Source organism: Streptococcus australis (assembly GCF_003943615.1).
Taxonomy (GTDB): domain Bacteria; phylum Bacillota; class Bacilli; order Lactobacillales; family Streptococcaceae; genus Streptococcus; species Streptococcus australis_C.
In genome coordinates this window covers 91,713-106,474 of the sequence record NZ_RJPZ01000004.1, presented here as the reverse complement: position 1 = coordinate 106,474, position 14,762 = coordinate 91,713, and the positions used below count along the sequence as shown (strand labels likewise).

Below are 14,762 nucleotides of genomic sequence, written 5' to 3'. Positions count from 1 at the left end.
ATTTTTCTCACGGCGGAAAGTTTCGGATTTACTTTAATAATTCAAAGTAACAGAAGAACTTATTTTAAAAATTATCCAGCTATCTTAAGTAAAAAGTAGTTTGGCTACATTCAAACATGCCCTTGATTAAAGGGCATGTTTTTCTATGTAAAGTTGTTGGGCAATCAGATGATTGATCTGGATGTCTTGGTCTTTGATCTGGAGCTGATAGAGGCCAGTGTAATCGTCGTAGCCTTTGAAGAGAATGTCATCTCCAATGCTCAGTTGGATCTGGTCTAAAAAATTCAGCAATTCAAAGCTATCCTGGACTCTTCGCAAACGATAGGTTCCCAGTTCGCTGACATCACTCAAACGGTCCTGGTAAGCCTCGATGAGGAGTTGTCCTTTGGGTGGAATGGTTCCTCCATGGGGGCAGGTTTTGGGAGTGTCTAACATCTGGTCAAGTTTATCGATAAAGCGGTCGGAGACAGTATGCTCGAGCACCTCAGCCTCTTCATGGACTTCTTCAGTTGTATAGCCCAGTTTTTTGAGCAAGAACACTTCAATCAATCGGTGCTTGCGAAAGAGATCGGAAACTGTTTGAAGGCCGAGCTCGGTAAGCAGATAGCCGTGGGTCTTATCCTTGATGAGGAGATTCTCCGAGATCATTCGCTTGACCATCTCAGTCACGGCTGGAGGCGAAACCTGCATCCGGGCCGCAATCTCTTTGTTACTAATTTTTTCATGTTGCGTGCCGATTTCATAGATGCACTTGAGGTAATCTTCTTTATTTGGTGTCATAGGGTCCTCTTTTCTTCGCTCCTTCTAGTATATCAAAAAAAGCGCAAAATGGCTTGGCCAGTGGATAGGAATTGTCTGGGAGGGCGAAAGATGATAGTATAGAAGCATAAACCGAAAACAATATGGAAAGGAGGGGGCAGATGAAGCGACGGGAATTAGAAAAACTGGGCTGGACGACCAGAGGTCTCAGCTACTTAGAAAAACGACTGCAGTCTTGCGAAGATGAAGCAAGAAGGCAAGACTGTTACCGCTATGTCTTTGTCTTTGCCAGCCCTCTTTTCCAAGAGATGTGGCAGAGAGAACTGCAAGGATTGACGGCAGGTCGTGCCCAGGCCCTCTTAAAAGGGGTTATGCATCTCTGTCTCATGCCACGGGATTTATCGGGAACCTGTGAGGAGACCGCCTTCTTACTGAAGCGGTTCTGGCCAGATTGTCCCCCTCATTCACCTTTTTGGTCTTCTTTTTCAAGAGTGGTCCAAGTAGCTTTTGCTCTGGATTCATTAGCCAGCAAAGCAGGAGATCAGCTCTTAAAACGCCAGATCCACCAGTTCCGCTATCTGCTCTCTGCCTACCAGACCCAGTGGATTCGGGAGCATTATGCCAAAACTGGACAGACTGATGAAGAGGCGCTACAAGCTTACTTACAGGAGACAAAAGGAATTAAGATTGATGCCTATGAGGCGGCTCGTCTTCACAATAAGGTCTATGTGGATCAAAACGGCCAGCTCGCCTTCCCATCGCGTGCTCAGGCCCAGTTGAATTTTAAGGTCTTGCTCAACTTTCATACTGAGTATATCCTGGATCAGGGTGGCCAGTTTCTCAACGAAGTGGACCCGAATCAGATTTCTGAAAATGGCATTGTCAATGGAGCCAGTTTCAACTATGGTTTAGCCAGAGGCCGGACTCATAAGGACTTGGATATCGATCCCGTCAAATCGTGGGATCCACCTTTTCGTAAGAAGGTCCTCTATCAGCAAGGTGTTCGCTATCTAGCTCCGAAGAATGATCGTGGAGAGCAGGGCTATTGGAGCCGGAAGGGAACCTTTGCACAAGGAGGCAAGAGCTACAAGCAACAGGTAGCAAAGCGTGTGCGGAGTTTCCTCAGAGGCATCCCACGCTTACGCTGGCGAGTCCTCCTTCAGAATGGACTCCATCGGTTTTTATAGTAGTCCTCTTTCGGATTGAAGAAAAAGGACTCTTAGAAATTCTCTTAAGGAAAGTCTCTGAACGAATTTTGTAGATATAAAAAAGAGGTCGTAGACCTCTTTTTTATTTAATCAAGTGCTTTGACGGCTTCGATTGCCGCGTCGTAATTGGGTTCGCTGTTGATGTTGTCTAGGTATTCGACGTAAGTGACCTTGTTGTCCGCATCTAGGACCAAGACAGCGCGTGCGAGCAAATGCCATTCATTGATCAAGAGGCCATAGGCTTTTCCGAAGGAATGGTCGAAGTAGTCTGAGAGCATGATGGCATTTTCGATCCCTTCAGCAGCACACCATTTACCTTGAGCGAAAGGAAGGTCGACGGAAACCGTCAAGACCACAGTGTCCTCCATGTCAGAGAGGGCCTGGTTGAAGTGACGTGTTTGGGTGGAACAGATACCTGTGTCAATAGATGGGATCACGCTGAGGACTTTTTTCTTCCCAGCAAAATCAGCCAAAGATTTTTTCTCTAAGTTTGGTGTAGTCAGTGAAAAGTCATGAGCAGTATCGCCAACTTGAAGTTGAGATCCGGTAAAGGTAACAGGGTTTCCTAAAAATGTTGTCATAGCAAAGACTCCTTTTTTCTTTTCATTGTACATTAATGAAGGGGGAAGAGCCACTGATTTGTTTGAGAATCTAATCAGTTTGGAATCTTATTTGTTCAAACCTTCTGCGATTTTCTCCAAATTCCATTTCATCATGCTGTAGTAGCTGTCGCCTTCTTCGCCTTCTTTGGCGATCGAGTCAGTAAAGATCTTTGCAAAGATAGGGATATTGCTATCCTTAGACACAGTTTTCATAGGACGCTCATCGACACTGGATTCGACAAAGAGGGACGGTACTTTGGTTTGACGCAATTTCTCTAGCAGCGTTTTGATTTGTTCAGGTGTCCCTTCTTCTTCAGTGTTGATTTCCCAGATATAGGCAGATGGGACGCCGTAGGCTTTGGAGAAGTACTTGAAGCAACCCTCACTGGTTACGATCATCTTCTTCTCTGCTGGGATGTTATTGAATGCTTGCTTGGCTTCTTGATCCAGCTTGCTCAGTTTTTCAGTATAGGCTGCTAGATTTTTTTCGTAGAAGTCCTTATTTTTTGGATCTTTGGCGATCAATTGTTTAGCAATGTTTTTAGCATAGATGATCCCGTTTTCGAGATTGAGCCAAGCGTGAGGGTCTTCTTTTCCAGCTTGGTTTTGGCCTTCTAGGTAGATGACCTCTACGCCATCGCTGGCAGCGAAATAGTCCTTGTTTTCTACTTTATTAGCATTTTTGACCAACTTGGTAAACCAAGCATTGCCACCCGTTTCGAGGTTGATGCCGTTGTAGAAGATGAGGTCTGCTTGTGAAGTTTTTTTGACATCTTCTGGGAGTGGTTCGTATTCATGGGGATCTTGGCCGACAGGGACAATACTGTGTAGCTCGATTTTATCTCCAGCGATATTTTTTGTCATATCTGCGAGGATGGAGTTGGTGGTGACCACTTTCAATTTATCGGATGAGGACTTGGAAGAAGAGTCTTTGCTACAAGCCAGTAAACCAAATAAGAGAGCCACAAAGAGGGCTAAGACGGAAGTTAGTTTTTTCATTTTTTTCTCCTTTATGAGATTAATCTTAGTACGAAGGGGAATGTCTGTTCTTTCTCTGCTTGGGAGCGATAAAGAAGCTAATGAGAAAGAAGACGGCAGAAGTGATGACAATACAAGATCCGACAGCGATGTTGAAGCTATAACCAATAAAAAGTCCTAGGATGGATGCAAGAGCACCTAATCCGGATGAAAGGAGCATCATGGACCAGAGGCTATTGGCATAGAGATAGGCCGTCGCAGCAGGTGTGATGAGCATGGCGACGATGAGAATGGTCCCGACACTCTGCATAGCAGTGACAGAAACCAAGGTCAAGAGCACCATGAGAAGGTAGTGATAGACCTTGACCCGAACGCCCATGGATTGAGCGAGGACAGGGTCGAAGGAAGTAAGTAGCAAGGGTCGAAAGAGCAGGCAAATCGCCAGTAAGACAGCCACACCAATACCAATGGTCATCCACATATCCTGGTCTTGCACGGCCAAGATATTCCCAAAGAGGATGTGGAAGAGGTCAGTGGAACTTTTAGCGACTCCAATCAAGATGACCCCTAAGGCGAGGAAAGAAGAAAAGGTAATCCCAATCGCAGTGTCGCTCTTGATGATGGAGTTGCTCTTGATATAGGTGATCAGGATGGAAGCTAAGAGGCCAAAGATGATGGCGCCAATAAAAAAGTTGATACCTAAGATAAAGGACAAAGCCACCCCTGGAAGGACTGCGTGCGAAATAGCGTCCCCCATGAGAGACAAGCCTCGCAGAATGATGAAACATCCGACCGCACCGGCGACGATCCCGATGGCAATAGCTGTAATGAGAGCGTTTTGGAGGAAATGAAATTGTTGTAATCCATCGATAAATTCTGCAATCATCTGATTTCACCTCCTATAAAGAGTTCATGCCCGTAGGCTGCATGCAGATTCTCTTTGGTAAAGGTTTCCTCTGTTTTCCCAAAAGCAATCAGTTTGCGATGAAGGAGGAGGACTTGGTCAAAGTAAGCTGGAACCTTGCTGAGATCGTGATGGACGATCAGGATGGTCTTGCCTTCCTTTTTCAGGGTTTGGAGTGTCTGCATGATGATGTCCTCGCTAACAGAGTCAATTCCAGCGAAGGGCTCATCCAAAAAGATGACATCTGCTTCTTGGACCAAGCAGCGGGCGATTAGGACCCGTTGGAATTGCCCTCCCGAGAGTTGGCCAATCTGGCGATCCGCGAGATCAAGGAGATTGACAAGTTTTAAGGCATCTTCCACCTTTTGGAGATCCTCTTTGCTTTTTCGCTTGAAGATAGAAAGATGGGGGTAGAGGCCCAGTGAGACACACTCTCGCACCGTGATGGGGAAGTGGAAATCAATAGCTGTCTTTTGTTCGACGTAGGCCACTCGTTGAAGAACTTGGTCGAGATCTTTTTGATCGAGTAGGACTTTTCCCGAATGAGGGAGAAGTCCTAGCATAGCCTTGATCAAGGTTGATTTTCCAGCTCCGTTGGGTCCAAGAATTCCTAGGATGGTTGGACCCTGGATGGTGAGAGAAAGATTCTCCAAGGCCAGTGTTTGCTGGTAAGCAACACTTAGATGTTCAATTTGAATCATGATTTTTCTCCTTTACCATTAATATACATAAATTAAAAAATTAAGTCAAGTTAATTTTTTTAAATAATTTAGATTAACTCACTTGTAATCATTGAAAAATAGACCTATTTTTGATAAGGTTATTACAAAAGATTGAAAGTGAGAAGATCATGGTACGTTTACAAGATGATTTTTATGATTACGTCAACGGGAAATGGGCTGAGACAGCTGTGATTCCAGATGACAAACCGTCAACCGGTGGTTTTATGGACTTGATCCAAGAGATCGAAAACTTGATGTTGGATATTACCGGAAAATGGCAACGAGGAGAAGAGCTGCCAGAAGACAGTATTCTCCAAAACTTTGTCAAATACCACAAGATGGTGGCAGATTTTGATGCGCGAGAAGCAGCTGGTGTGGCTCCAGCTATGCCCTTGATCAATGAAATCAAGGCCTTGTCTTCTTTTGAAGACTATACCAGTAAGTTGGGGACCTATGAGCTAGCTGGCAAACCAAATCTCATGCCATTTAGCGTGTCACCAGACTTTATGAATGCCCAAATGAATGTCTTGTGGGGAGAAGCACTCGGTTTGATCTTGCCTGATACGACCTACTATGAAGAAGGCAATGAAAAAGGCCCAGAGTTATTGGCTGTTTGGCGTCAAATGGTTGAAAAGCTCTTGGCAAAATTTGATTTCTCAGAGGAAGAAATCAAAGATATCCTGGATAAGGTGATTGCGGCCGATGCAGAATTGGCCAAATATGTCTTGTCAAACGAAGAAAAATCCGAGTACAACAAACTCTACCATCCTTATGAGTGGGCAGATTTCAAGGCCTTGGTTCCAGAATTGCCACTCGATACCTTCTTTACAGAAGTGATCGGGCAAACGCCAGATACTATCATTGTTCCAGAAGAGCGCTTCTGGAAGGAATTTGCGCCAAAATTCTACTCAGCAGCCAACTGGGAAATCCTTCATGCCAAGTTGAAACTCAGTGCAGCTCTTTCTTGGACGTCTTTCTTGACTGAAGAAATCCGTGTCTTATCTGGTGAGTATAGCCGTACGATTACAGGGACACCAGAAGCACGTCCGAAAGAAAAAGCCGCTCTGGCCTTGGCGGAAGGGCCTTATAGCCAAGCGCTTGGACTCTGGTATGCGGGCGAAAAATTCTCACCAGAAGCGAAAGCAGACGTAGAGCATAAAGTAGCGACCATGATTGAGGTTTACAAGGATCGCTTAGAAAAAGCGGACTGGCTCGCTCCTGAGACTCGCGAAAAAGCCATTGTCAAACTCAATGTCATCACACCGCATATTGGCTACCCTGAAAAATTACCAGAAACGTATGCCAAAAAGATCATCGACGAGAACAAGACCTTGGTGGAAAATGCTCAAAAATTGGCTCAAATTTCCATTGCCCATACTTGGAGCAAGTGGAACCAACCGGTTGATCGAAGCGAGTGGCACATGCCAGCTAATATGGTCAATGCCTACTATGATCCGCAACAAAACCAAATCGTCTTCCCGGCAGCAATTCTGCAAGCACCATTCTATGACCTTCACCAATCGTCATCAGCCAACTACGGCGGAATCGGTGCAGTCATTGCCCATGAAATCTCCCACGCCTTTGACACCAATGGTGCTTCCTTTGACGAGCACGGTAGCTTGAAAGACTGGTGGAAGCCAGAAGATTATGAAGCCTTTACTGCTCGCACGCAAAAAGTTATCGATCAGTTCGAAGGTCAAGACTCATACGGTGCCAAGATTAACGGGAAATTGACCGTTTCTGAAAACGTGGCAGACCTCGGAGGGATCGCTGCAGCCCTTGAAGCGGCTAAGAAAGAGGAAGATTTCTCAGCAGAAGAATTCTTCACCAACTTTGCTCGCATCTGGCGCATGAAAGCTCGGACAGAGTACATGCAACTTCTCGCAAGTGTCGATGTCCACGCACCAGGAAAACTCCGTACCAATGTCCAATTACCAAACTTTGACGAATTCTTTGAAACCTTTGATGTCAAAGAAGGTGACGGCATGTGGCGCGCCCCAGAAGACCGTGTGATTATTTGGTAAATTAAGATAGGAGAGACGATTCGGTTTACCGAAACTTCCTGCAGAAAAATAGGAAATCAATGCCGCATTCCATGAATGCCAATTGATTTATCTTTTTTCCAAAGGAAGTAGTCTCGACTTCAATTAAGCAATTTGATTTTCTCGATGCTCGTGAAAGAATAAGAAATCCCCAAAGCCAAGTTTCAATCTACTGAAACTAGCTTTGGGGATTTTTGAGTGGATTAGAAATAACAGTGAATGTCATGATCTAAAAAAACTTGCTGGTAGTCATATAAATCTTCTGGATGCAGGGCTTTTATTCCTTCCATTTCATAGCGACGTCCTAAAAGCTTGTATTTGTTTTCTCCAAACTGGTGAAATGGGAGAAGTTGTACTTCATCGATATCGAGAGAATTAAAAAGAGAAGCAAATTCTTCAGCATCATTTAAAGAGTCGTTGAAATTAGGGATGACTGGGATACGTAAAACGATTGTTTTGTTTTGAGCAAAGGCATAATGAATATTTTTAATAATCAGATGATTGTTGACTCCGACAACCTTCTTATGTTTAAGTGTATTGTAATGTTTAAGGTCTGTATAAATAAAATCAACATACTGAATGAGATCGACAAATTTCTCATGTTCAACAAAAGCTGTCGTTTCGATTGCAGTATGAAGTCCAACTTCTTTCGCAGCTTTTAAGATTGCTTTGGCAAATTCAAATTGAGCGAAGATTTCTCCACCAGACAGGGTAAGGCCACCACCAGATTCTTCATAGAAGTCAACGTCTTTTAAGACATCATCTATGATTTCTGTAACTGTTTTTTCTTCTCCTGTGATGGTTTCCTTTTTAGTAACAGCATCCAACATTTTTTCAGGATTTGCACGCTGGGATTCAGGATTGGAGCACCATGGACAACGCAGGGGACATCCTTTTAGAAATACAGTAGTTCGGATTCCAGGGCCATCATGGATACTAAAGTGTTGGATATTAAAGATTATGCCACGATTTTGTTCCATATTTTTGCTCTCCTATCAATCTAGTAAGTCCATTATACATTATTTAAGAAACTAATTCAATTACGAACGAAAGTTTATTTTGTTTTGAATTCACTCGAAAATTTGCTAAAATAGAGAAGAGGTAAAAACAATGCAACGTTTAGATGAAATATTGAAATTAGTATCGGAATTTGAAAAGATTGATGTTAATAGCTTGTCTGAGAAATTACAAGTCTCTAAAGTGACCATTCGAAAGGATTTGGACAAGCTAGAATCCAAAGGATTATTGCATAGAGAACACGGCTATGCTGTTTTAAATAGTGGAGATGATATCAATGTTCGATTGTCCTTTCAATATGATACCAAGAAAAGAATAGCCAGGGAAGCTGCTAAATTAATTAAGGATAACGACACGGTTTTGATTGAATCGGGCTCTACATGTGCCTTGCTAGCAGAAGAAATTTGCCAAACAAAAAAGAATGTCAAGATTGTGACAAATTCTTACTTTATTGCAGATTATATTCAGGAATATGATTCTTGTAAAATCATCCTACTTGGTGGTGAATTTCAAAAAGAATCGAGAGTGACTGTAGGTCCGCTTTTGAAAGAATTAATCCGCTCGTTTAGAGTTCCCTTTGCTTTTGTAGGGGTTGACGGATATGATGATGAACTTGGCTTTACTGGGAAAGATATGATGAGAAGTGAAGTTGTTCAAGCTATGTCCGATGTTTCTAAAGAAGTGATTGTCTTAACAGATTCAAGTAAATTTGGGAAATGTGGAACTGTCAGACGATTTGCACTTTCACAAGTTTCGAGAGTCATAACAGATAAGAATATATCTCAAGAAGCGAAAGAAAAACTTGAGGATTCGCAAACGATTTTAACTTTAGTATAAGAAGGAGACGCCAATTGAAAGATGAACGGAAAAAGTTACTTGCTAAATTAGCCTACCTATACTATGTTGAAGACAAAAGTCAATCGCAAATCGCAGCAGAAACTGGAATCTACCGTACAACTGTTAGCAGAATGCTAGCAGAGGCCAAGAAAGAGGGCGTAGTAAAAATTGAAATTGAAAACTTTGATACTCGCCTCTTCCATTTAGAAAATTATATCAAACAAAAATATGGCTTAAAAGCTATCGAGATTATACCGAATCTAGTTGATGAGCCTCGAGAAAGCCTTGAAAAGCGACTGGCGCAAGCAAGTGCGGTCATGCTTCGTAATTTGATTGAAGATGGAATGACAGTCGGATTTTCATGGGGCAAGTCTCTCAGATTAATGGTAGAACAAGTTGGAACGAAGCGCTTGGATGGTGTTCAGTTTTATCCCCTAGCTGGAGGTCCCAGTCATATTCATGCTCGCTACCATGTCAATACGCTGATCTACAGTATGGCGAGTAAATTTCATGGGGAATGTCATTTTATAAACGCGAGTGTCATTCAAGAAAATTCTGAGGTGACGGAAGGCATCTTATCTTCTAAGTATTTTGAGGATTTGAAAGCTAGTTGGCGTTGTTTGGATGTTGCGGCTGTAGGGATTGGTGGCTATGCAGATAGCAAGAATCCTCAGTGGTTTGATATGCTGACATCAAATGATTTTAAGAAATTGGAGACAGAACATGCTGTAGGAGAAGTATGCTGCCGTTTCTTTGATCAAGAAGGAACTCCAGTTTATCCTGAATTACAGGAAAGAACAATCTCTATCACATTGGAGGACTTGAGAAAGGTTCCAAACACTGTATCTTTGGCGTATGGAGATCAAAAAGCAAAAGCAATTTTATCTGTTTTGAAAGCCAACTACATCAATCATTTAGTCACAGATGAAGCAACTATCCTAAAGGTTTTAGAATTAGATGGTGATCAGCAATTTACAAAAAAATAGGACGGCAAGGATGCAGTCCTTATTTTTTTGAGGTAAATAGCACAAATGTGCAAAACTTAAAAATAATAATCAAATGTTGTGATTTTTATTGACCGGCAAAAATATAAATGGTATATTGACTGTAGAAAAAGCGCTTTCATTAGATTGACAAAGGAGTGTAGTGCACATGGAAATAATTGTTGCAGACCAAATTATTATGGGCTTAATTTTAAATGCGGGTGATGCCAAACAGCATATTTACCAAGCCTTATCATACGCTAAGGAGGGAGATTTTACTTCTTCTGAAGATGAAATTTCAAAAGCAGATGCAGCATTGCTAGAAGCGCATAACTTGCAAACAAAATTTTTAGCCCAGGAAGCAGGTGGGACAAAGACAGAGATTACAGCTTTGTTTGTGCACTCACAAGATCACTTAATGACTTCAATCACAGAGATTAACTTGATCAAAGAAATGATTGACTTACGTAAAGAACTTTCAGCGAAACAATAAGGAGGAAAAGAAGATGAAAATTGGATTGTTTTGTGCGGCAGGATTTTCAACAGGAATGTTGGTAAATAATATGAAGGTAGCAGCTCAGGAATTAGGTATTGATGCTGAAATTGAGGCCTATTCTCAAGCGAAATTAGCAGATTTTGCCCCAGAAATAGATGTTGCTTTGTTAGGGCCTCAAGTAGCTTATACTTTGGATAAATCGAAAGCGATTTGTGAGGCAAACCATATCCCTATTGCTGTCATTCCCATGGCAGATTATGGGATGTTAGATGGTAAGAAAGTACTAAATCTAGCTCTAGAATTGCTAGGAGAAAAATAAGGAGGCTTCCCATGTCTAATTTTAATTCTCAGAAAATTATCGCTCCAATCATGCGTTTTGTAAATATGAAAGGAATCATTGCTCTTAAAGATGGGATGTTAGCGATCCTCCCATTAACCGTAGTTGGTAGTTTGTTTCTGATTATTGGGCAATTACCATTTGAAGGCCTTAACCAAGCCATTGCTAGTGTATTTGGCGATACATGGACAGAGCCATTTATGCAAGTTTATTCAGGGACATTCGCCATCATGGGCTTAATTTCTTGCTTCTCCATTGGGTATTCTTATGCTAAAAACAGTGGAGTAGAACCCTTGCCAGCGGGAGTTTTGTCCCTGTCTTCATTCTTTATCTTGTTAAAATCATCTTATGTACCAGCTAAGGGAGAACCGATTGGCGATGCCATTGCAAAAGTATGGTTTGGTGGTCAAGGGATTATCGGTGCCATTATTATTGGTCTGGTAGTAGGTGCAATTTATACAGTGTTTATCCAAAGACACATTGTTATAAAAATGCCAGAACAAGTACCTCAAGCTATTGCCAAACAATTTGAAGCGATGATTCCTGCTTTCGTGATTTTCTTACTATCAATGATTGTGTATATCGTATCAAAAGTAGTAACAAACGGCGGTACCTTCATTGAAATGATTTATGATGTCATTCAGGTTCCTCTACAAGGTCTAACAGGATCACTTTATGGAGCGATTGGGATTGCCTTCTTTATTTCATTCCTCTGGTGGTTTGGTGTGCATGGACAATCAGTTGTCAACGGTGTAGTAACAGCCTTATTACTTTCTAACCTAGATGCCAATAAATCCATGTTGGCAGCTGGGAAGCTATCCGTTGAAAATGGTGCACACATTGTCACCCAACAATTTTTAGATAGCTTCCTTATTTTGTCTGGATCAGGTATAACCTTTGGATTGGTTATTGCCATGTTATTTGCTGCTAAGTCAAAACAATATAAAGCACTCGGGAAAGTTGCAGCTTTTCCTGCAATCTTCAATGTTAATGAACCGGTCGTATTCGGTTTCCCAATTGTAATGAACCCAGTGATGTTCCTTCCATTCATTATCGTTCCAATTTTAGCAGCGATAATTGTCTATTCTTCAATTGCTATTGGATTTATGCAACCATTCTCAGGTGTGACCCTTCCTTGGAGTACACCAGCCATTATTTCTGGATTTATGGTTGGAGGTTGGCAAGGTGCTTTCGTTCAAGTTCTTGTTCTTGTGACCTCGACTGTCGTATATTTCCCATTCTTCAAATTCCAAGATAATCTTGCCTATAACAATGAATTACAAGCTGAAAAATAGTGCGTCTATCAGGAATGCACAGATGTGCGACTAGAATAGAATTTATATGTATAATCCATAATTCATTGAAATTCGTAAAATTTAATGCTACTATAGTTACGAAAGAAAACAAAATAATTTCAAAAGAAAGGTTTTGAAAAAATGAAACAAGTGGAAGTAGCAAGTACAAGCATTAAAACAGAATATTTTGGAAGCCTCACTGAACGCATGAATAAGTATCGTGAAGATGTCTTAAATAAGAAGCCTTACATCGATGCTGAACGTGCTGTTCTTGCAACTAGGGCATATGATCGTTATAAGGAACAACCAAATGTTCTTAAACGTGCCTATATGTTGAAAGAGATTCTTGAAAATATGACAATCTATATTGAGGATGAATCCATGATTGCTGGAAACCAAGCGTCCTCTAATAAAGATGCTCCAATTTTCCCAGAATATACTTTAGAGTTCGTTCTTAAGGAATTGGATCTTTTTGAAAAGCGGGATGGTGATGTCTTCTATATTACGGAAGAAACGAAAGAACAACTCCGTAGTATCGCACCATTCTGGGAAAATAATAACTTACGTGCAAGAGCTGGAGCTCTTCTACCTGAAGAAGTTTCTGTCTATATGGAAACAGGATTCTTCGGTATGGAAGGGAAGATGAATTCAGGAGATGCCCACTTAGCAGTAAATTATCAAAAATTATTGCAATATGGTTTGAAAGGTTTTGAAGAAAGAGCCCGTCAAGCTAAGGCGGCTCTTGACCTAACGGATCCAGCTAGTATTGACAAATACCATTTTTATGATTCTATCTTTATCGTAATTGATGCTGTTAAGGCTTATGCTCAACGATTTGTGGAACTTGCTAAACAACTTGCTGAGACAGCAACTCCTGAACGTAAGAAGGAATTGCTTGAAATTGCAGAGATTTGCTCAAAAGTTCCATACGAGCCTGCAAGTACATTTGCAGAGGCTGTCCAGTCTGTTTGGTTTATTCAATGTATTCTTCAGATTGAATCAAATGGACACTCACTTTCATATGGTCGTTTTGACCAATATATGTATCCATACGTTAAAGCTGATTTGGAAAGTGGACGGGAAACTGAAGAGAGTATTGTTGAACGCTTGACCAACCTTTGGATTAAGACTATTACAATTAACAAAGTACGTAGTCAAGCACATACCTTCTCATCTGCGGGGAGTCCGCTTTATCAAAACGTTACGATTGGTGGGCAAACGCGTGATAAGAAAGATGCCGTCAACCCACTGTCTTATTTAGTGTTGAAGTCTGTTGCTCAAACTCACCTTCCGCAACCAAACTTAACTGTTCGTTACCATGCTGGTTTGGATGCCCGCTTCATGAACGAATGTATTGAGGTTATGAAGCTCGGATTCGGTATGCCTGCTTTCAATAATGATGAGATCATTATTCCATCCTTTATTTCAAAAGGTGTTCTTGAAGAAGATGCTTATGATTACAGTGCAATTGGTTGTGTAGAAACAGCTGTTCCAGGTAAATGGGGATATCGCTGTACAGGTATGAGTTATATGAACTTCCCTAAAGTTTTGCTCATTACGATGAATGACGGAATCGATCCTGCTTCTGGCAAGCGCTTTGCACCAAGCTTTGGTCATTTTAAAGACATGAAGAGCTTCGATGAATTGCAAACGGCTTGGGACAAGACTTTGCGCCACTTAACCCGCATGAGTGTGATTGTAGAAAACTCTATCGACCTATCTCTTGAAAGAGAAGTGCCAGATATCCTCTGTTCAGCTTTGACAGATGACTGTATTGGACGTGGAAAACACCTAAAAGAAGGTGGAGCTGTCTACGATTATATTTCTGGTTTACAAGTGGGTATTGCAAACTTATCCGATTCACTTGCAGCAATCAAGAAACTCGTATTCGAAGAAGGGCGCTTAACGCCACAAGAACTATGGCATGCTCTGGAAACAGATTATGCTGGCGAACGTGGAAAAGAAATCCAAGAGATGCTTATCCATGATGCACCGAAGTATGGAAACGATGATGACTATGCGGACAGTTTAGTTCGAGAAGCATACGATATTTATGTGGATGAAATTGCTAAATATCCAAATACTCGATATGGACGAGGACCTATTGGAGGAATTCGTTACTCTGGTACATCTTCTATTTCAGCCAATGTAGGACAAGGCCGCGGAACATTAGCTACTCCGGATGGTCGTAATGCTGGAACTCCGCTAGCAGAAGGATGTTCTCCATCCCACAATATGGACCAACATGGCCCAACGTCTGTTCTAAAATCTGTTTCCAAATTACCAACAGATGAAATTGTTGGTGGTGTTCTACTGAACCAAAAAGTAAACCCACAAACTTTAGCCAAAGAAGAAGATAAATTAAAACTTATTGCTTTACTCCGTACGTTCTTTAATCGTCTACATGGATACCATATTCAATACAATGTGGTTTCTAGAGAAACATTATTAGACGCTCAAAAACATCCGGAAAAACACCGTGACTTAATTGTACGTGTTGCAGGCTACTCAGCTTTCTTCAATGTACTATCAAGAGCTACACAAGATGATATTATTGGACGGACAGAGCATACTCTATAGTA

The 14,762-nt window shown here is 41.6% G+C and carries 14 protein-coding genes; 8 read left to right on the top strand and 6 right to left on the bottom strand.

Going from position 1 to position 14,762, the window contains the following annotated elements; all coding sequences use genetic code 11:
* Nucleotides 1–126 precede the first annotated feature (126 nt).
* Nucleotides 127–780, bottom strand: coding sequence for a metal-dependent transcriptional regulator (locus tag D8785_RS05830; RefSeq protein WP_125374791.1), 654 nt, complete (start codon nt 778–780; stop codon nt 127–129).
* 140 nt (nt 781–920) lie between these two features.
* Here D8785_RS05830 and D8785_RS05825 point away from each other — a divergent pair, with 140 nt between their 5' ends.
* Nucleotides 921–1,946 carry a DUF3114 domain-containing protein gene (locus D8785_RS05825; RefSeq protein ID WP_125374790.1) on the top strand — a complete coding sequence of 342 codons (1,026 nt, stop codon included), beginning with the start codon at nt 921–923 and terminating at the stop codon, nt 1,944–1,946.
* Nucleotides 1,947–2,053: 107 nt separating this feature from the next.
* Here the strand turns inward: D8785_RS05825 and tpx are convergent, their stop codons facing one another.
* From tpx to D8785_RS05805, 4 genes are all read right to left on the bottom strand, one after another.
* The gene (gene tpx / locus D8785_RS05820) at nt 2,054–2,548 is read right to left on the bottom strand and encodes a thiol peroxidase (protein WP_040802778.1); all 495 of its coding nucleotides are present in this window, start codon (nt 2,546–2,548) and stop codon (nt 2,054–2,056) included.
* Nucleotides 2,549–2,635: 87 nt separating this feature from the next.
* The gene (locus tag D8785_RS05815) at nt 2,636–3,568 is read right to left on the bottom strand and encodes a metal ABC transporter substrate-binding protein (protein WP_048788740.1); all 933 of its coding nucleotides are present in this window, start codon (nt 3,566–3,568) and stop codon (nt 2,636–2,638) included.
* A gap of 25 nt (nt 3,569–3,593) precedes the next feature.
* Nucleotides 3,594–4,433 (bottom strand): metal ABC transporter permease, encoded by an 840-nt coding sequence (locus tag D8785_RS05810; protein ID WP_009732123.1) that lies wholly within the window; start codon nt 4,431–4,433, stop codon nt 3,594–3,596.
* Nucleotides 4,430–5,152 (bottom strand): metal ABC transporter ATP-binding protein, encoded by a 723-nt coding sequence (locus tag D8785_RS05805; RefSeq protein ID WP_048788741.1) that lies wholly within the window; start codon nt 5,150–5,152, stop codon nt 4,430–4,432. The genes D8785_RS05810 and D8785_RS05805 overlap by 4 nt, the downstream gene beginning before the upstream one ends.
* Nucleotides 5,153–5,301: 149 nt before the next feature.
* On the opposite strand from D8785_RS05805, the gene D8785_RS05800 reads away from it, so the two are divergent.
* Nucleotides 5,302–7,197: a M13 family metallopeptidase gene (locus D8785_RS05800; protein WP_125374789.1), complete on the top strand. Its 1,896-nt coding sequence runs from the start codon at nt 5,302–5,304 to the stop codon at nt 7,195–7,197.
* A 221-nt stretch (nt 7,198–7,418) separates the two neighbouring features.
* On the opposite strand, the gene D8785_RS05795 is transcribed toward D8785_RS05800, so the two are convergent.
* Nucleotides 7,419–8,195 carry a glycyl-radical enzyme activating protein gene (locus D8785_RS05795; RefSeq protein WP_006595065.1) on the bottom strand — a complete coding sequence of 259 codons (777 nt, stop codon included), beginning with the start codon at nt 8,193–8,195 and terminating at the stop codon, nt 7,419–7,421.
* A gap of 130 nt (nt 8,196–8,325) precedes the next feature.
* Between D8785_RS05795 and D8785_RS05790 the strand changes: the two genes are divergently transcribed.
* The 6 genes from D8785_RS05790 to D8785_RS05765 all read left to right on the top strand — a co-directional run bounded on the left by D8785_RS05790 (nt 8,326) and on the right by D8785_RS05765 (nt 14,760).
* Nucleotides 8,326–9,069 (top strand): DeoR/GlpR family DNA-binding transcription regulator, encoded by a 744-nt coding sequence (locus D8785_RS05790; protein WP_048717589.1) that lies wholly within the window; start codon nt 8,326–8,328, stop codon nt 9,067–9,069.
* Between the two features lie 14 nt (nt 9,070–9,083).
* Nucleotides 9,084–10,055: a sugar-binding transcriptional regulator gene (locus D8785_RS05785; RefSeq protein ID WP_125374788.1), complete on the top strand. Its 972-nt coding sequence runs from the start codon at nt 9,084–9,086 to the stop codon at nt 10,053–10,055.
* A gap of 166 nt (nt 10,056–10,221) precedes the next feature.
* The gene (locus D8785_RS05780) at nt 10,222–10,545 is read left to right on the top strand and encodes a PTS lactose/cellobiose transporter subunit IIA (RefSeq protein WP_125374787.1); all 324 of its coding nucleotides are present in this window, start codon (nt 10,222–10,224) and stop codon (nt 10,543–10,545) included.
* A gap of 13 nt (nt 10,546–10,558) precedes the next feature.
* The gene (locus D8785_RS05775) at nt 10,559–10,867 is read left to right on the top strand and encodes a PTS sugar transporter subunit IIB (RefSeq protein WP_123159800.1); all 309 of its coding nucleotides are present in this window, start codon (nt 10,559–10,561) and stop codon (nt 10,865–10,867) included.
* Between the two features lie 11 nt (nt 10,868–10,878).
* The gene (locus D8785_RS05770) at nt 10,879–12,180 is read left to right on the top strand and encodes a PTS sugar transporter subunit IIC (protein WP_125374786.1); all 1,302 of its coding nucleotides are present in this window, start codon (nt 10,879–10,881) and stop codon (nt 12,178–12,180) included.
* A 141-nt stretch (nt 12,181–12,321) separates the two neighbouring features.
* Nucleotides 12,322–14,760: a glycyl radical protein gene (locus tag D8785_RS05765; RefSeq protein WP_125374785.1), complete on the top strand. Its 2,439-nt coding sequence runs from the start codon at nt 12,322–12,324 to the stop codon at nt 14,758–14,760.
* The last annotated feature ends 2 nt before the right edge of the window (nt 14,761–14,762 follow it).